At 56.3% G+C, this 14,288-nt stretch carries 16 protein-coding genes and 1 pseudogene; 10 read left to right on the forward strand and 7 right to left on the reverse strand.

All coding sequences use genetic code 11. From position 1 onward, the window contains the following. Window positions 1-141 precede the first annotated feature (141 nt). The 4 genes from gspI (at window position 142) to ACA074_RS15555 (ending at window position 3,155) form a co-directional block, all read left to right on the forward strand. Window positions 142-528, forward strand: coding sequence for a type II secretion system minor pseudopilin GspI (gene gspI / locus ACA074_RS15540; RefSeq protein WP_497677307.1), 387 nt, complete (start codon window positions 142-144; stop codon window positions 526-528). A 413-nt stretch (window positions 529-941) separates the two neighbouring features. Further along, on the forward strand, window positions 942-2,051 hold the full coding sequence (locus ACA074_RS15545) for a hypothetical protein (protein ID WP_497614285.1): 1,110 nt from the start codon (window positions 942-944) through the stop codon (window positions 2,049-2,051). Window positions 2,052-2,054: 3 nt separating this feature from the next. Beyond that, window positions 2,055-2,624 carry a LemA family protein gene (locus tag ACA074_RS15550; protein ID WP_401266897.1) on the forward strand — a complete coding sequence of 190 codons (570 nt, stop codon included), beginning with the start codon at window positions 2,055-2,057 and terminating at the stop codon, window positions 2,622-2,624. 141 nt (window positions 2,625-2,765) lie between these two features. Beyond that, window positions 2,766-3,155 (forward strand): hypothetical protein, encoded by a 390-nt coding sequence (locus tag ACA074_RS15555; RefSeq protein ID WP_497677308.1) that lies wholly within the window; start codon window positions 2,766-2,768, stop codon window positions 3,153-3,155. Between the two features lie 159 nt (window positions 3,156-3,314). Here ACA074_RS15555 and ACA074_RS15560 read toward each other — a convergent pair whose 3' ends face one another. Further along, the gene (locus ACA074_RS15560) at window positions 3,315-3,674 is read right to left on the reverse strand and encodes a DUF6124 family protein (RefSeq protein WP_497677309.1); all 360 of its coding nucleotides are present in this window, start codon (window positions 3,672-3,674) and stop codon (window positions 3,315-3,317) included. Between the two features lie 525 nt (window positions 3,675-4,199). Between ACA074_RS15560 and ACA074_RS15565 the strand changes: the two genes are divergently transcribed. Continuing rightward, window positions 4,200-4,682 (forward strand): GNAT family N-acetyltransferase, encoded by a 483-nt coding sequence (locus tag ACA074_RS15565; RefSeq protein WP_497677310.1) that lies wholly within the window; start codon window positions 4,200-4,202, stop codon window positions 4,680-4,682. Window positions 4,683-4,720: 38 nt separating this feature from the next. On the opposite strand, the pseudogene ACA074_RS15570 reads toward ACA074_RS15565, so the two are convergent. Both ACA074_RS15570 and ACA074_RS15575 read right to left on the reverse strand, forming a co-directional pair. Continuing rightward, window positions 4,721-4,874: pseudogene (locus tag ACA074_RS15570) on the reverse strand (transposase domain-containing protein); the annotation flags it as partial. After that, window positions 4,850-5,323, reverse strand: coding sequence for a winged helix-turn-helix transcriptional regulator (locus ACA074_RS15575; RefSeq protein ID WP_497677311.1), 474 nt, complete (start codon window positions 5,321-5,323; stop codon window positions 4,850-4,852). The pseudogene ACA074_RS15570 and the gene ACA074_RS15575, both read right to left, overlap by 25 nt. 96 nt (window positions 5,324-5,419) lie before the next feature. Between ACA074_RS15575 and ACA074_RS15580 the strand changes: the two genes are divergently transcribed. Continuing rightward, entirely contained in the window at window positions 5,420-6,361 is a 942-nt protein-coding gene (locus tag ACA074_RS15580; RefSeq protein ID WP_497677312.1) for an aromatic alcohol reductase, read from the forward strand. 180 nt (window positions 6,362-6,541) lie between these two features. Here ACA074_RS15580 and ACA074_RS15585 read toward each other — a convergent pair whose 3' ends face one another. Continuing rightward, on the reverse strand, window positions 6,542-6,901 hold the full coding sequence (locus ACA074_RS15585) for a DUF6124 family protein (RefSeq protein WP_497677313.1): 360 nt from the start codon (window positions 6,899-6,901) through the stop codon (window positions 6,542-6,544). A 537-nt stretch (window positions 6,902-7,438) separates the two neighbouring features. On the opposite strand from ACA074_RS15585, the gene ACA074_RS15590 reads away from it, so the two are divergent. Beyond that, the gene (locus tag ACA074_RS15590) at window positions 7,439-8,467 is read left to right on the forward strand and encodes a hypothetical protein (RefSeq protein ID WP_497677314.1); all 1,029 of its coding nucleotides are present in this window, start codon (window positions 7,439-7,441) and stop codon (window positions 8,465-8,467) included. Window positions 8,468-8,851: 384 nt separating this feature from the next. Here the strand turns inward: ACA074_RS15590 and ACA074_RS15595 are convergent, their stop codons facing one another. Then, entirely contained in the window at window positions 8,852-9,211 is a 360-nt protein-coding gene (locus ACA074_RS15595; protein ID WP_497677315.1) for a DUF6124 family protein, read from the reverse strand. A gap of 146 nt (window positions 9,212-9,357) precedes the next feature. Here ACA074_RS15595 and ACA074_RS15600 point away from each other — a divergent pair. Further along, a protein-coding gene (locus tag ACA074_RS15600) for an IS3 family transposase (RefSeq protein WP_497677316.1) occupies window positions 9,358-10,520 on the forward strand; the annotation gives its coding sequence in 2 pieces (ribosomal slippage) (window positions 9,358-9,613 and window positions 9,613-10,520; 1,164 coding nt in all). Window positions 10,521-10,900: 380 nt separating this feature from the next. Here ACA074_RS15600 and ACA074_RS15605 read toward each other — a convergent pair. Beyond that, entirely contained in the window at window positions 10,901-11,332 is a 432-nt protein-coding gene (locus ACA074_RS15605; RefSeq protein WP_497677317.1) for a type II secretion system protein N, read from the reverse strand. Between the two features lie 120 nt (window positions 11,333-11,452). Here ACA074_RS15605 and gspH point away from each other — a divergent pair, with 120 nt between their 5' ends. Together gspH and ACA074_RS15615 are read left to right on the forward strand one after the other, a co-directional pair. Continuing rightward, window positions 11,453-11,899: a type II secretion system minor pseudopilin GspH gene (gspH, locus tag ACA074_RS15610; RefSeq protein WP_187678592.1), complete on the forward strand. Its 447-nt coding sequence runs from the start codon at window positions 11,453-11,455 to the stop codon at window positions 11,897-11,899. Further along, window positions 11,896-12,504, forward strand: coding sequence for a type II secretion system protein GspJ (locus tag ACA074_RS15615; RefSeq protein WP_497677318.1), 609 nt, complete (start codon window positions 11,896-11,898; stop codon window positions 12,502-12,504). Before gspH ends, ACA074_RS15615 begins: the two co-directional genes overlap by 4 nt. 828 nt (window positions 12,505-13,332) lie before the next feature. Here ACA074_RS15615 and ACA074_RS15620 read toward each other — a convergent pair. Continuing rightward, window positions 13,333-14,271 (reverse strand): FecR family protein, encoded by a 939-nt coding sequence (locus ACA074_RS15620; protein WP_489879424.1) that lies wholly within the window; start codon window positions 14,269-14,271, stop codon window positions 13,333-13,335. Window positions 14,272-14,288 lie beyond the last annotated feature (17 nt).

Consider the following 14,288-nt stretch of genomic DNA (forward strand, 5'->3'; position numbering starts at 1 on the left):
TTCCTTTGGCTTGATTCGATTCGACGCGCAGTGTTGCAAGAAGATATGTCAGGGATGTTGAAAATCCTCGGGAGTTTTCGTCGTCAAGCCGTCAAGGACGGGGGTTAGCGTCGAGGGCTGTGCTTTGGTTTTGGGCCATTTATGCGTGCGCGTTCGCAAGAAGCGGGTCTCACCCTGATTGAAGTGCTGGTGGCACTGGCGATTATTGCCGTGGCGATGTCAGCGGCTGTGCGCGTGGCGGGGTTGATGACGCAGAGCAATGGGGTGTTGCGGGATCGGTCGATTGCCCTGATTGCGGGGCAAAGCCGTATGGCGGAGTTGCGGCTGGAGGGACGATTGCCGATGGGGATGAAAGCGGTGGAGTGTGATCAGGGGAGACTATTGCTGCGCTGCGAGCAAGTGATCGCAACGGTGGAGAATGGGCGGTTGCTCAAGGTTGGCGTGCAGGTGTTTGACCGTAGTCAGGATGCGCCGCCGTTGGCCAGGCTTGAGACGTTGCTGTCCCGAACGGAAAGCCCCTCACCCTAGCCCTCCCGAAACGTCGGACCGCCCATAGTTAGAGGGAACCGATTCGGGGATATTCGAGAGCTGCACCGACCTGAACGTCTCTCTTTGAATCGACAATTGCCAAGTTCACAAAGCCAAATCGAAGGCCCTTCACCAAAGCCATAATCACCAAGGTCTTCCAGGTCGATGTACCCCGCAAGACACCTCGGTCGGCCCCCTCTCCCTCCGGGAGAGGGTTGGGGTGAGGGTAGCTTCTGCCCCCCATCCCGAAAGAATCATTTCCAGAATCGGAGACAGGCCAGAAGCCATCATTGCCATGACAATGCTATCGTCCCCTCCTTTTTCAAATTTCTGACAGATTATGAACAGAGCCAAACCCTCAATCCGGGCCGTTGCTCCCGCACCAGGCATCCCTGAATCAATGGATACCTGACATGACCAACACATCGCAGAACGCGAGATTCAATGAGTTGCTGGCTGTGAACGAAGCCAGTATTGACAGCGCTGAATCCAAAGCCGACCTATTGAACGTGATCCATGAGTTCGCTTCATACAATGGCCCGCTCAAATTCAATAACAAATGCGCATGGTGGTTTTTCGGCACGGGCCTGTTACTGATTGCGAGCACAGTGGCCTTTTATGGGTACATGAACACCTATACCGTCTTATCTTTTTTTTACCGTCTGCAAATTGATCCCGTCTTGTTCGGCATGGTCCCTGGTTTGCTTGGCATCGCGTTTACCGGTGGGAGTCTGGCATGGATGAGCTCCAAAGCTGATCGCTTGCCTTCACTCAGCCGCAGAATTGCTGAACTGTCATCCTACTTCCACAACGGATTGACTTTCCTCGAAGAAGACTCGGACCGGACCCTCGACAAGCTGAATGCGCAATTTAGTGATTACAGCCGGGGCAACTACAGCCGCGAGTTGGTCGAGTCGATACAGGGTGAATTTACCGGCACGCTGCGCAACCTCCCTTACCACTATCGCCAGTTGCACTACGTTAACAGGCGAACAGTGCAAACCACTGTTACCGACGAAAAGGGAAAAACCCGAACGGAGACTCGAGTGGTTTATGACCACTACGACCGATACAGTCTGGTCATCGACTTTCCATGGGTCACCGGGATATCGGTTAGATCCGATGACCAATCAGAGAACGACTATCCGTGGCCCATGGACACGGCTTCTCCGGATTTCAATAAAGCGTTCTGTTTGACAGGTCGCAGCGAGATACTCTGTGCGAAATTCATCAAACCATCGACGGTGCTGCACTTGCTGAAGCTGTTCGACATCCTCGATCGTCCGAACCTGGAGTTCTCCGAAAATGGAAAGCTCTGCCTCAGCTTCGCGAGCAGCGACCTGTTCGCGTTCGGTAATGAGTATTCGCTGGCATCACCCAACGAGTTTTACGCAGAGATTGATGCAGGTGTCGATCTGCCGCGCCTGATGTCTGCGCTCCAATGGAGCCATGCACTCACTGAACTGCACGATGACAACTTTACTTTTACCGCCACTCCCCCAAAAAAACGCAAAGAGAAGTAAGCCATGGACATTGCACTCATCCTCTCCGCTGTTATCGCCGTCGTCATCATCTTGGTGGGCGTGGGCATCTACAACGACATTATCGGGGGACACAACGCAGTACAACGTGCCTGGTCGGACGTCCTCGTTTACGAACGCCAAAAGACCAAGGTGATCGATCAGCTTCAAAAGGTACTCGCCGACTTCATGGTCTTTGAGGCTAGCCTCCTCGAAAAAATCACCGGCCTGCGCAGCGCGGTCCACGCCCTGCCCGCTGCAGCGGACGGCAATGCCCTCACCAAAGTTGAAACCGCCTCGAGAGAGCTGATGGGTGGCCTGCGCATCGCTTTCGAGGCATACCCTGACCTGAAAGCATCAGAAGCGGCGAACAACATGATGCGTGAAATTGCCGAACAACAAGAGAACGTCGGCGCAGCCATCACCATCTACAACCGCAACGTCGAACTGTTCAACAACACTATCGAGATGTTCCCCGGCTCGGTCGTCAATGGCCTGATCAACAAGAAAACTCGTGTAACGCCGTTCTCCGATACCGAAGCTTCGCAAGGTTTCTCTTACACCCCGAATATCTAATCCGCACGATGCATCGAACCCATCACCCGTGAGGGTGATGGTCGATCACCTCCCTCCTCAAATAGATCCGCCGCCAATTTTTCCAAGCGCGATGCCGAAAGCAGCAACAAGGTAGACAGCCCCGGCTGGAGGAACTGTCAAATGAAGGCTTCTACCCTCGTACTTGTCGCACTTTATTGCATGGGTATCAGCGCCGCGTTTGCCAAGGGCTCACAGGCGCCAAACGACAAGCGCGGCCCAGCAGGCATCGTCATCGGTGAGCGTTTGGTGGCGGCCAAGTCCAAGCTAGTCAAACAAGGATGGAAGCCGACGCGGATGCATACCACCGACGGCTATGAATACAGTGGCGTGGAGCGGGAGCTGGCTGCACACAAGTTCTTCGAAGTGGATACCTGCTCGTTTGATAGCTTGCGCTGCATCTTGTACTACACGAAGAAAGGAACTTGCCTACGCGTCGATACCATCGGTGAGCAATTCAATGACATGACGGTGACGCGATGGATCCGTGAATGTCCTGAGCCGTCTCAATAACCACACGAAGACGGCACGGTAATAATCAACTGCTCCCAAAGGTTTCAGCGTCGTACACAGCATCTGCAATCAGCACAAAACCCTGTGGGAGCGAGCCTGCTCGCGAAGGCGCGCCAGAATGAACACCCGATCAATCAGCAGGTGATCCCGGCACCCGCATCACCCCGGCAATTGCAGATTATCCAACGCCCGATTCACCGCCAACTCCCCCAGCATGATCAACTGCGCAATCCCCAACAACGCCCGACGCTGCGACGCCGGTAACAGACTGGCCACGTTCTGGGCGATGGTTTGGGCCGAAGCGAGTGTTTCACTGGCATCGATCAGCAGTTCTTCATTCTTGTGGTCCGCCGTCACCGCGTACATCCCACGGCTTTTACGTGGCGGCGGCGTGGAACCGGGCGGACAGAGGTAATGGTCGAGCGCGCGGTCGGCGGCTTCGTGGAGTTTTCTGGAATCGAGGGATTCGTAAGGGGAAACCGAGTCGGCTTCGGGCGGGTTGGGTGTTGGTTTGATCATGGTGAAGCTCCTTGATTATTGGAGCCGCCACATTTCGCTGCGAAACGAAGAGAGGTGGCAGCTGTACGCAGGTTCGCAGACCGGGAATCAAGGCACCCGGCATACCCGAAGGTATCCCGCGCACAGCCGCCATAAAGCACCATTGCCGAAAATGGCAACGAGATTGGGAGCGCTGTGCGCCTTGATTGATCCGGGCTGCGAAACCCGATCGCTGATTCGTCAGCGACCGAACCACAATAGAACCCGCCCCCAAGGCGCACAAGCCGGCGGATTCTGGCGTAGCTGTAGGCAAAGGCGCAAGGATATGTAGCCTAGGAGAGTGTCTGGAGATGTTTTTTTAAACGTTGGTGTTTATCGGAATCCTCATTACGTCCGTCCCCTTGCCCCAACAGACGTAAGCGTCCGGCGAACACATCCCCCTGAAGCTGATATGGAGCCATCGCCTCCATTGAACCGAGGCAGTAGTGGTTATGCGGATTCTGTTCTCTGCATAATGACTGACCGGCCACGTTTAGGGTGCTTGTTATGCCAGCCTCCGTTGATCAAAACTCCGCTGTCGTTTTATGCGCAGCTTCCAATAACGACCTGGAAGATCTGGTAGCTATCAGGATTGAGGCCATGCGCGAGAGCCTTGAACGGCTTGGACGATTTAATCCAGATCGTGCGCGCGAACGATTTCTTGGTGGGTTCGACGCTAACTGCACACGCCGCATAGAAGTATCAGGTGATCTGGTCGGTTTTGTCGTAATCAAAGACCATCAGAGCGAGCTTCTGCTTGACCACTTGTATGTGATACCCAGTGCTCAAGGAGCAGGAATCGGCTCTGAAGTGCTTACTCGGATTTTCAGAGAGGCTGATGAGATCGGGCGTCCCATCAAGGTGGGTGCTCTCAAGGAAAGCGCTTCCAATCGTTTTTACACTCGCCATGGCTTCGTATTCGTCGAAAGCGGTGAATTCGATAATTATTATGTCCGGACTAACAGTAATGCCGTTAATTTGGGCGACTAGGCAGATCTTGTTGCGGTGCCCCGTCAGAGATTGCACCGCTAGATGGGCATCCACCTGTGCGGCAGTAGTTCGGTAATCTCATTCGCCCGCTGCGTCGGCAGGCGCGTGAGAACTTCCTTCAGATACGCGTACGGAATGACCCTTCAGCCGCGCAGACTGGATCAAGCTCATGATCGCCACCGCTCGTCGGCCGCATCCGCATCAACCAGCCCCACCACCGGAACCTGCCACGAAGGCTTTTTCCCACTCTGACTATCAAACGCACGACGCGCCTCGCGAAAATCATCGACGTGCTCCACAACCCACGTCCAAATCGGCGACATACGGACCAACAACCCCATACCCAACGGCGTCAGCTCGTACTCAACATGGGGCGGCACTTGATCCAACTCTCGCCGTATCAGCAAACCATCGCGTTCCAGCGCACGCAGCGTCTTGGTCAACATGCGCTGAGTCACGCCGGTCATTTGCCGTTTGATCTCGGCATGGCGCATCGTCCCGTACACACCCAGGGCATGCAGGATACCCAGTGACCAGCGGCTACCGGCGTGAGCCAGGACTTCGCGCCGCACGCCATCATCGTCTCGTCTTAGCGTCTGGCAGATCGCTTCTGCCTGGCTAAGGGTTTCCTCATCGGTCATGTGTCCCCCTGGTATCACGCGTGTGCCTTCTTCTGAGCGCTGCCCAATCGTGCCAGCATCGACAAATCATACAGACGACGGATCTCAGGAGACATCATGACCGCAGCGACCCACCCTTCCCCACAATCCATTCTCGTACTCGGCGCCGGAGAACTCGGCCTGCCGGTGCTGCGCAATCTTGCGCGGGTAGCCAAGCGCTCGCCCGGCAGCACCATCAGCGTCCTGCTCAGGGATTCGACCATCAACACGCAAGCCCCTGAGAAAAAGCGGGAAATCGATGAACTGCGCGGTCTGGGCATCCAGATGGTCGCTGCAGACCTGGTCAACGACTCCATCGATCAACTGGCCGAAGTGTTCGCGGCATTCGATACCGTCATAGGCTGCGCAGGCATGGTCGCGGGCCGTGAAACGCCGATGAAACTGGCGACAGCAGCGCTCAGGTCCGGCGTGAAGCGCTATTTCCCTTGGCAGTTTGGCGTCGATTTCGAAGTGATTGGCCGGGGCAGCCCGCAGGATTTGTTCGATGCGCAACTCGACGTGCGCGAGTTGCTCCGCGCCCAGGATAAAACCGAGTGGGTGATCATCTCGACCGGCATGTTCACCAGTTTTCTGTTCGAGCCGGTATTTGAAGTCGTCGATTTTGAGAACGACACCGTCAACGCCTTGGGTAGCCTCGAAACCAGCGTGACGCTCACGACGCCGGAGGACATCGGTAAGCTGACAGCGGACATCGTTTTCTACGAACCGCGCTTTCGAAACGAGATCGTGTACCTGTCTGGCGACACGGTGACGTATGGGCAGGTGGCGAGCCTGCTTGAACGCGTGCTGGGGCGGCCGTTCAAGCGTAACGTCTGGACGGTCCCGTACCTGATGCAGGAACTGGAAAAAGACCCCACTCACCACATCAAAAAATACCGCGCCGTATTTGCACAAGGCAGAGGTGTGGCGTGGCCTAAAGCGGGGACTTTCAACGAACAGCAATCGATTCAGGTCACCACGGCTGAACAGTGGGCTCGGGACAACCTGGCAGTCGACTGACGCAAAGAAAGCAGCCCGCCATTCGCGGGCACAGATAGGCGTACATCGTCGCGAAACTTATCGCGGCTGAAGAGCCAGCGCACTCCCACCTTGGAACACGCTCAAAGGTGGGAGCGAGCCTGCTCGCGAAGGCGCCAGAATGAACACCCGATCAATCACCAGGTGATCCCCGCACCCGCATCACCCCGGCAATTGCAGATTATCCAATGCCCGATTCACCGCAAGTTCCCCCAGCATGATCAACTGCGCAATGCCCAACAACGCCCGACGCTGCGATGCCGGCAACAGGCTGGCCACGTTCTGGGCGATGGTTTGCGCCGAAGCGAGTGTTTCACTGGCATCGATCAGCAGTTCTTCATTCTTGTGGTCCGCCGTCACCGCATACATCCCACGGGTTTTACGTGGAGGCGGCGTGGAACCGGGCGGACAGAGGTAATGGTCGAGCGCGCGATCGGCGGCTTCGTGGAGTTTTTTGGAATCGAGGGATTCGTAGGGAGAAACCGCGTCGGTTTCGGGTGGGTTGGGTGTTGGTTTGATCATGAGTGAATCTCCAAATCATAGAAAAGGAGCCATCATCTTTCGCTACCAAACGAAGGGGTGGTGGCCATACGAAGGTTGGTAGACCGGTGACTTGGAAAACCGGCGCGCCCGAAGACGCCCTGCGCATGGCCACCATAAATACACAGCCCCAAAAAGGCCTGTATCGGGTGACGCTCTGCGCCAAGTCAAAACCGGGCTACCAAACCCGATCGCTGATTCGTCAGCGACCGAACCACAATAGAACCCGCCCCCAAGGCGCACAAGCCGGCGGATTCTGGCGTAGCTGTAGGCAAAGGCGCAAGGATATGTAGCCTGAGAGAGTGTTTGGAGATGTCTTTTTAAACGTTGGTGTTTATCGATGCCTCATTGCGCCACGACTTCGCAAGTAGATCCGCATCGACTCCCAACCGGTCCTTGCAGTATTTCCTTAAGGGCTTCGTAGCAAACCGACTTAAAGTTTGCTCACAGCAGAAGGACGCCCATTTCCGTATCTACCGTCTATAGTCATCCGTGATCACTTTGTCTGGAGATATTTTTGTGCGTCCCAAGACTCCTCCCAAGACTCAATCTGGCGATTCCGATGATGACAACTTTGCATCTTTCTCGCTCTTCGGATTCGATTCACAAAATAGCGCGCATGAAGAGAAAGAGGCCCGAGAAGGTCGTAACTTCTGGGATCTTCTCAAGAGCAGCGACACACGGGGCGCGATCAAAGTCATAGCGTGTGACGATACTTTGAAAAGGGGCAATGTGGCTTACGGAATGGGCACCACCTTGCATATTGGTGCCACGGGACAGACTACAGGCCAATGGCAACTGGATGTCCTGGCCACCGGCCCCTCTGGTGTTACCGGCCCAACAGCGCAGCGGGTGTTTCTGCTCAACTATAAAGCCTTGTCAACTAAATGGGTCGAGCGTTCAGTGTACGAAAACGATCATGATTTTTTCATGACGGTCGAACTGAGTGGGTGTCGTTTCACGCTCACAGAGGACCACGTGATGCATGTTGCATGGGACGCCAGAGCCTCGTCTGACACTGGCAGCACCCCTCCCTCTACGTCCACACGGAACGCTGCTGCAAGGGAGGCTATCTCCCTCCCGTCGGGAACACGCGCCAGAAGCGTGTCCATAACAGAAAGCCCGAGTTCCATTTTCTATGCGCAGACGCACACCGATGCCTACGGTGTCCTCTTGAAGGGGCATGCATTACGTACAGTTCCTACGCTGTTAATTGGAAAGTTGAAAGCCGGGACAGATGCGTTAGCCATTGCTCGAGAGGTCGAGGACGTTTTATCGAATATTGCAACTCCGTATGCACCCACGAGAGTTCAACGCGCGACAGTTAAACTAGGGGAACTGATTAAAGGAAAGGTAGACACAGCGTTAGTGGAAGACCTTACGATTGAGGCGATCAAAGATAAATTCGAGGAAACTTGTTATGTCCATGCGCGCGAAGCGCTTAACAAAAAGCCCTTTGGGGCATTTGTCGTTGGTGTCAGGGAAATCGGGGGGTGGCGTTATTACGTGCTGAGCGACAAGGCTTGGACACAAATACTACCCGGATAGCAGTGGGTTCTTGGCCAACACAACCTACGACAGCGACTCCCTGCTGGGCAACGCAAGCGAATCGCTTAGCCCAGTGACAGAAATGCTCCACAACTTCGCCGCCATTCTACTACTCGAAGAAAAAGGCTTGCCCGCGCGTCGATGCCATTGGAGAGCAGTTGAATGACATGACGGTTACGCAATGTACCCGTGAATGTCCCGAGGCGTCTCAATAACCACACGAAAAAGGCGCAGGACAGTAGCTCACCAGCCCCCACAGGTTTCAGCGCCGAACACGATGCCCGTGACCAACACAAAACCCTGTGGGAGCCAGCCTGCTGGCGATAGCGGAGTATCAGGCAGCAGAAACAGCGCATGTGCCATCGCTGCCAGCCCTACTCCGCATCACGCCGGCAATTGCAGATTATCCAACGCCCGATTCACCGCCAGCTCCCCCAGCATGATCAACTGCGCAATCCCCAACAACGCCCGACGCTGCGACGCCGGCAACAAACTGGCGACGTTCTGGGCAATGGTTTGCGCCGAAGAGAGTGTTTCACTGGCATCGATCAGCAGTTCTTCATTCTTGTGGTCCGCCGTCACCGCATACATCCCACGGTTTTTACGTGGAGGCGGCGTGGAACCAGGCGGACAGAGGTAATGGTCGAGCGCGCGGTCGGCGGCTTCGTGGAGTTTTTTTGAGTCGAGGGATTCGTAAGGGGAAACCGAGTCGGTTTCGGGCGGGTTGGGTGTTGGTTTGATCATGAGTGAATCTCCAAATCATAGAAAAGGAGCCATCATCTTTCGCTACCAAACGAAGGGGTGGTGGCCATACGAAGGTTGGTAGTGTAGTGGTCTAATGAAACCGGACACCCATTTAGGCGAGAATGCTCGCCAGATCGAGGTGTCAGATGACTAAACAACGCCGCTCCTTTACTCCTGAATTCAAGCGCGAGGCTGCTGACCTTGTGCTCAAACAAAACTACAGCTACATCGAAGCCAGCCGTTCGCTCGGCATTGGTGAGTCGGCATTGCGCCGCTGGGTTGACCAGATTCAGAAAGAACATAAAGGCGTCACTCCGCAGAGCAAGGCACTGACTCCGGAACAGCAAAAAATTCAGGAGCTGGAAGCCCGGATTGCTCGGCTTGAGCGAGAGAAATCAATACTAAAAAAGGCTACCGCGCTCTTGATGTCGGAAGATCACGAGCGTTCGCGCTGATTGACCAGTTGAGGGCACATGAGCCGGTTGATTGGCTGTGCAAGGTGTTTGACGTCACTCGCTCGTGTTACTACGCCCAGCGCCTGCGGCGCCGCACGCCGGATGTCGAACGGCTTCGATTGCGTAGTCGCGTAAGTGAGCTGTTCTCGCAAAGTCGCAGCTCTGCGGGCAGTCGCAGCATCCTGTCACTGATGCGTGAAGACGGTGAGCAACTCGGTCGATTCAAAGTGCGTAGCTTGATGCGCGAGCTTGATTTAGTCAGCAAACAACCCGGCTCCCATGCCTACAAACGAGCAACAGTAGAAAGACTGGATATCCCGAACACATTGAATCGCGAGTTCGACGTGCCTGCGCCCAATCAAGTCTGGTGCGGCGATATCACCTACATTTGGGCACAAGGAAAGTGGCATTACCTGGCTGTCGTCCTGGATCTTTGTACGCGTCGGATCGTGGGCTGGGCGCTGTCGGAAAAGCCAGACGCTGAGTTGGTGATCAAAGCGCTGGATATGGCTTACGAGCAGCGTGGCAGGCCTTCGGATCTGCTATTCCACTCGGACCAGGGATCGCAATATGCAAGCCGACTCTTTCGCCAGCGGTTGTGGCGATACCGCATGCGTCAGAGCATGAGTCGACGAGGAAACTGCTGGGATAACGCACCGATGGAGCGCGTATTTCGTAGCTTGAAAACAGAATGGATACCGACCGTGGGCTATCGAACTGCGCAGGAAGCACAGCGCGATATCAGCCACTTTTTGATGCATCGCTACAACTGGATTCGGCCTCACCAGTTCAACGAGGGGTTGGCACCAGCGCGGGCCGAGGAAGAACTTAACGTCGTGTCCGGGATTGGTTGACCACTACAACTGTACTCTGCCGAAATTCGGATTTAAGCGTTTGGAATATCACTGCCGGCTTTTTAAGCCCATTCATGCTTAAAATTCAGGCACTCTGCAATGCGAATTAAGATACCCATTTAACACCTCCTCCTTGTCAATGCTGGCACTATAGCACCGCACAACGTATACGAGTAGTCGTCAAAAGGCTGATTGTAAGCTCCTAGAAAATATGGAGGAAAAATTTTCAGAATCTTGAAAAACACAAAACCCCTTTATTATCAAAGATTTATTTATGTAAAACATTCGCGCATCCCCTTCACTTTTTTACCAGAACACTTAAGCATATAGGCAACATTCCAACTTAATCTCAAAAATGCCTACCTTCATTAACCTGTAATTCACGGCCTCACCAACCTAGGCAACACCACCCCCTCCCCCAATCTCTCCACCCCCAACCTCACCTTCTCCCCACCCTGCTCAATCACCACCCCATCCCCCTCCACCGCCACCAGCTTCACCCCAGGCCCAACCTTCTCCCCCTGCAAAAAACTACGCGGCGGCCCATCGTTCAGGCTCAGTATCGCCACCGCCCCCCGACTCCCCGCCATCACCCCACTTACCTTGATATCCACCGGCGCCGTTTGATTGGAAAACCACTGCAACGCCGGGCTGTCACTGCGTGCCGCGAGCAATTGCGGGGCTGCCGGCGGGGTGTGGGATTCGGCGGTGGTCAGCAGCAGCGACGACCATGTCGCCACGCCAACCAGCGCGGCGAGCAGTGCCACGGCCTGGACCATTTGCGGTGGGGAAAAGCGTGCGGTGAACATCATGGGCTGAATCTCCTTTTAGTCCCTGCCCACAGACTACGCGGCAATTCTCACGGTTTTATTTCACACGCCTTACATGTTGGCCGTGCAGGATGATCGTCAACGCAAAGGAGCGCGCAATCGATGAACAGGCAACGGGGCTTTACCCTGATCGAGTTGATGGTGGTGCTGGTGATCATCGGTATCGCCAGTGCGGCGATCAGCCTGAGCATCAAGCCCGACCCGCTGCAGTTGCTGCGCAAGGATGCCGAGCGTGTGGCGCAGTTGCTGCAAGTGGCGCAGGCCGAAGCGCGGGCGGATGGCCGACCGATTGTCTGGGTCAGTGATGCCAAGGGTTTTCGCTTCAGTCGGCGTAGTGACAGCGGCAAAGGTTTCGAGCATTTCAGCCAGGACCCGCAATTGCGCCCACGGCCATGGCAGAGCCCGAAGATGGAGGTTCGCGTGGAGCCGAAACAGAAAGTCGTGCTCAACGCCGAATGGATCAACCCGCCGCTGCAACTGACGTTGTCTGATGGTTTCAATCGGCTGAGCGTGTTGCGCGATGGCGCCGGCCGGATCAGCGTGCAATGAAAGACCAGCAAGGTTTTACCCTGATTGAGGTGATGGTCGCGATTCTGCTGATGGCGGTGGTGAGTTTGATTGCCTGGCGTGGGCTCGACAGCGTGACTCGGGCTGACAGCCATTTGCAGGCCAGCAGTGAGCAGAGTGACAGTCTGTTGCGGGCGTTGAATCAGTTGCAGCGGGATGTGGACATGCGCGCGGGCATTGAATTGACTGAGCCGAAGAAAGTCGGTGTGGACGATGAGCCGCCTAGCGCCCCGCCCGCGATTACTGTGCGCAGCAGTGACAGCAAGGGCTTTCGCTTGGACATCATTCGCACAGCGGCGGATCAGCCGGGGGCGTTGCAGCGGGTGCGGTGGTGGGTCAAGGGCGACACGCTGTATCGGGCGGTGGCGGCGGCGCGGAGTCGGTATCCGTTGCCGGCGCCGACCAATGGAGTCGCTGTGCTGAAGGAAGTGAGCGATGCACAGATTCGGGTTTGGGAAACGGATAAGGGCTGGCGGCAGTTGAGTGGTAATCGGCGGGAGGATCCGCAAGGGCTGGAGATTCGGTTGACTCGGCAGACGCCGCAGGGGGTGGAGAAATATCGGCAGGTGATTGGGCCGTTGCAATAATTGGCCGGCCGCTAATCAAATGTGGGAGGGAGCTTGCTCGCGAAAGTGGTGGGTCAGTCAACATTGTTGTTACTGATAGACCGCTTTCGCGAGCAGGCTCGCTCCCACAATTGGAATGGGGGCAGTCAGTTGGGGATTGGTTGGCTGGCTGGCCGTCATCGCTGGCAAGCCAGCTCCCACAGGGATTGGGTGAAATCAGTTGAGGATTGGTTGGCTGTTAGGCCGACATCGCGAGCAGGCTGGCTCCTACAGTTGGATTGGATGCAGTCAGTTAGAGGTTGGGTGGCTGGCAGGCCGTCATCGCTGGCAAGCCAGCTCCCACAGGGATTGGGTGAAATCAGTTGAGGATTGGTTGGCTGTGAGGTCGTCATCGCGAGCAGGCTCACTCCTACAGTTGGATCGGGTACATCAGCAAAAGGTTGAGTGGCTGGCAGGCCGCCATCGCTGGCAAGCCAGCCCCCCAAGGTATCAAGTACGCCCCCGCACGCGGCGCATGCCGCCCCACTCAAAACAATGAGCGTTAGCTCGAGTACCGCTTTTGATCTAAACGCCCGTCGGAAGGCTGAGTGGAGGGATTGATCCGGGGGTGGGAGCGTAGCGACCGTTCGACGAAGTCGAACACATCGAGAGGAGGTGCAGCGCAGCAAACCGGAGGCGATGCGCCCGGATCGATCCCGGAGCGAAGGAACCCGAGCCACGGCGAGGGCCGTACGTCAGGGTAAAGCCTTTTGGGTTACCTTTTCGGCGTTTGGAAAAGGTGACCCGCCGTCAGGGCGGAACCCTAAGCAGCCGTTACCGCAGCAACGGATATGTACACCATCCGCCCCACTAGCTAAGGACGACGACACCACCCGGCAACTCGGTGCACTTAACCCCATAAGCATCCCGAATCAACAACGCGACACCCGCGAGTTGATCAAGACTGAAACGCGCCTGCACCCGCCGCTGCCCAAGCTCGCGATTGAGCAGCAGCAACATGCCGGGGCGGTAGCGGTTGATCTCGTCGATCATCTGGCTGAGGGTCGCCCCGTTAAACACCAACACCTGCTGCCGCCAATTCATCACCGCCGCCGTGTCGACACTCTGCACACTGCCAACCTGCCGCGCGTCATAAGTCACCTGCTGCCCCGGCTCCAGACGCAAACGGCGCCCTTCAACGTCCACTTCCACCGCACCATCAAGGCAAGTCACACAGACCTGCTGATCGGTATTACGCAAATTGAACCGCGCCTGACTCGCCCGCAACCACCCGCCCCCGGCCTGCATCGCTAGCGGCAACCGCGCCGTCTGCACCTCAACTTCACCACTGACCAACTCAAAACCCTGCACACCGTCATCGACCGCGCGCTGATTGATCCGAGTCTGCGTATTCAGCTCAAGGCTCACACCCTCCACCGGTTCAAAACGCCGCTGCTGCCCGACCTCGGTGATGAAATCGGCACCCAACCCGCCAAAGCCCCCGGGGATCGTCCCACGCACCAAAAAGAACGCCGCCGACGCGGCAATCGCGCCACCCAGAAACGCCCTCCGCCCAAACCCACGCGGCGCCTGCAAACCCTCTGCCGCCGGTTGCAGCAAATGCCACAGGGCTTTGGTCTCTTCGAATGCGCTCGCGTGTTCAGGACTCTGCGCGCACCACTGGCGTAACGCCCGGGCGTCGGCGACGGTGGCGCGGCCCGAGGTCAGCAGGATCAGCCAGTCGCGGGCTTCGCTTTGCAAGCGCTCGGCGGCCGAAGGCTCGGCAGGTGTCAGTCGAAAGATGTTCAAGACGCGCAGATTCTCAA

Source organism: Pseudomonas sp. LBUM1655 (assembly GCF_059716085.1).

Bases quoted from the DNA above. Each gene is read 5' to 3' on its own strand.
- gspI (WP_497677307.1), top strand. From the start codon at position 142: ATGCGTGCGCGTTCGCAAGAAGCGGGTCTCACCCTGATTGAAGTGCTG.
- ACA074_RS15545 (WP_497614285.1), top strand. From the start codon at position 942: ATGACCAACACATCGCAGAACGCGAGATTCAATGAGTTGCTGGCTGTG.
- ACA074_RS15550 (WP_401266897.1), top strand. From the start codon at position 2,055: ATGGACATTGCACTCATCCTCTCCGCTGTTATCGCCGTCGTCATCATC.
- ACA074_RS15555 (WP_497677308.1), top strand. From the start codon at position 2,766: ATGAAGGCTTCTACCCTCGTACTTGTCGCACTTTATTGCATGGGTATC.
- ACA074_RS15560 (WP_497677309.1), bottom strand. From the start codon at position 3,674: ATGATCAAACCAACACCCAACCCGCCCGAAGCCGACTCGGTTTCCCCT.
- ACA074_RS15565 (WP_497677310.1), top strand. From the start codon at position 4,200: ATGCCAGCCTCCGTTGATCAAAACTCCGCTGTCGTTTTATGCGCAGCT.
- ACA074_RS15575 (WP_497677311.1), bottom strand. From the start codon at position 5,323: ATGACCGATGAGGAAACCCTTAGCCAGGCAGAAGCGATCTGCCAGACG.
- ACA074_RS15580 (WP_497677312.1), top strand. From the start codon at position 5,420: ATGACCGCAGCGACCCACCCTTCCCCACAATCCATTCTCGTACTCGGC.
- ACA074_RS15585 (WP_497677313.1), bottom strand. From the start codon at position 6,901: ATGATCAAACCAACACCCAACCCACCCGAAACCGACGCGGTTTCTCCC.
- ACA074_RS15595 (WP_497677315.1), bottom strand. From the start codon at position 9,211: ATGATCAAACCAACACCCAACCCGCCCGAAACCGACTCGGTTTCCCCT.
- ACA074_RS15605 (WP_497677317.1), bottom strand. From the start codon at position 11,332: ATGATGTTCACCGCACGCTTTTCCCCACCGCAAATGGTCCAGGCCGTG.
- gspH (WP_187678592.1), top strand. From the start codon at position 11,453: ATGAACAGGCAACGGGGCTTTACCCTGATCGAGTTGATGGTGGTGCTG.
- ACA074_RS15615 (WP_497677318.1), top strand. From the start codon at position 11,896: ATGAAAGACCAGCAAGGTTTTACCCTGATTGAGGTGATGGTCGCGATT.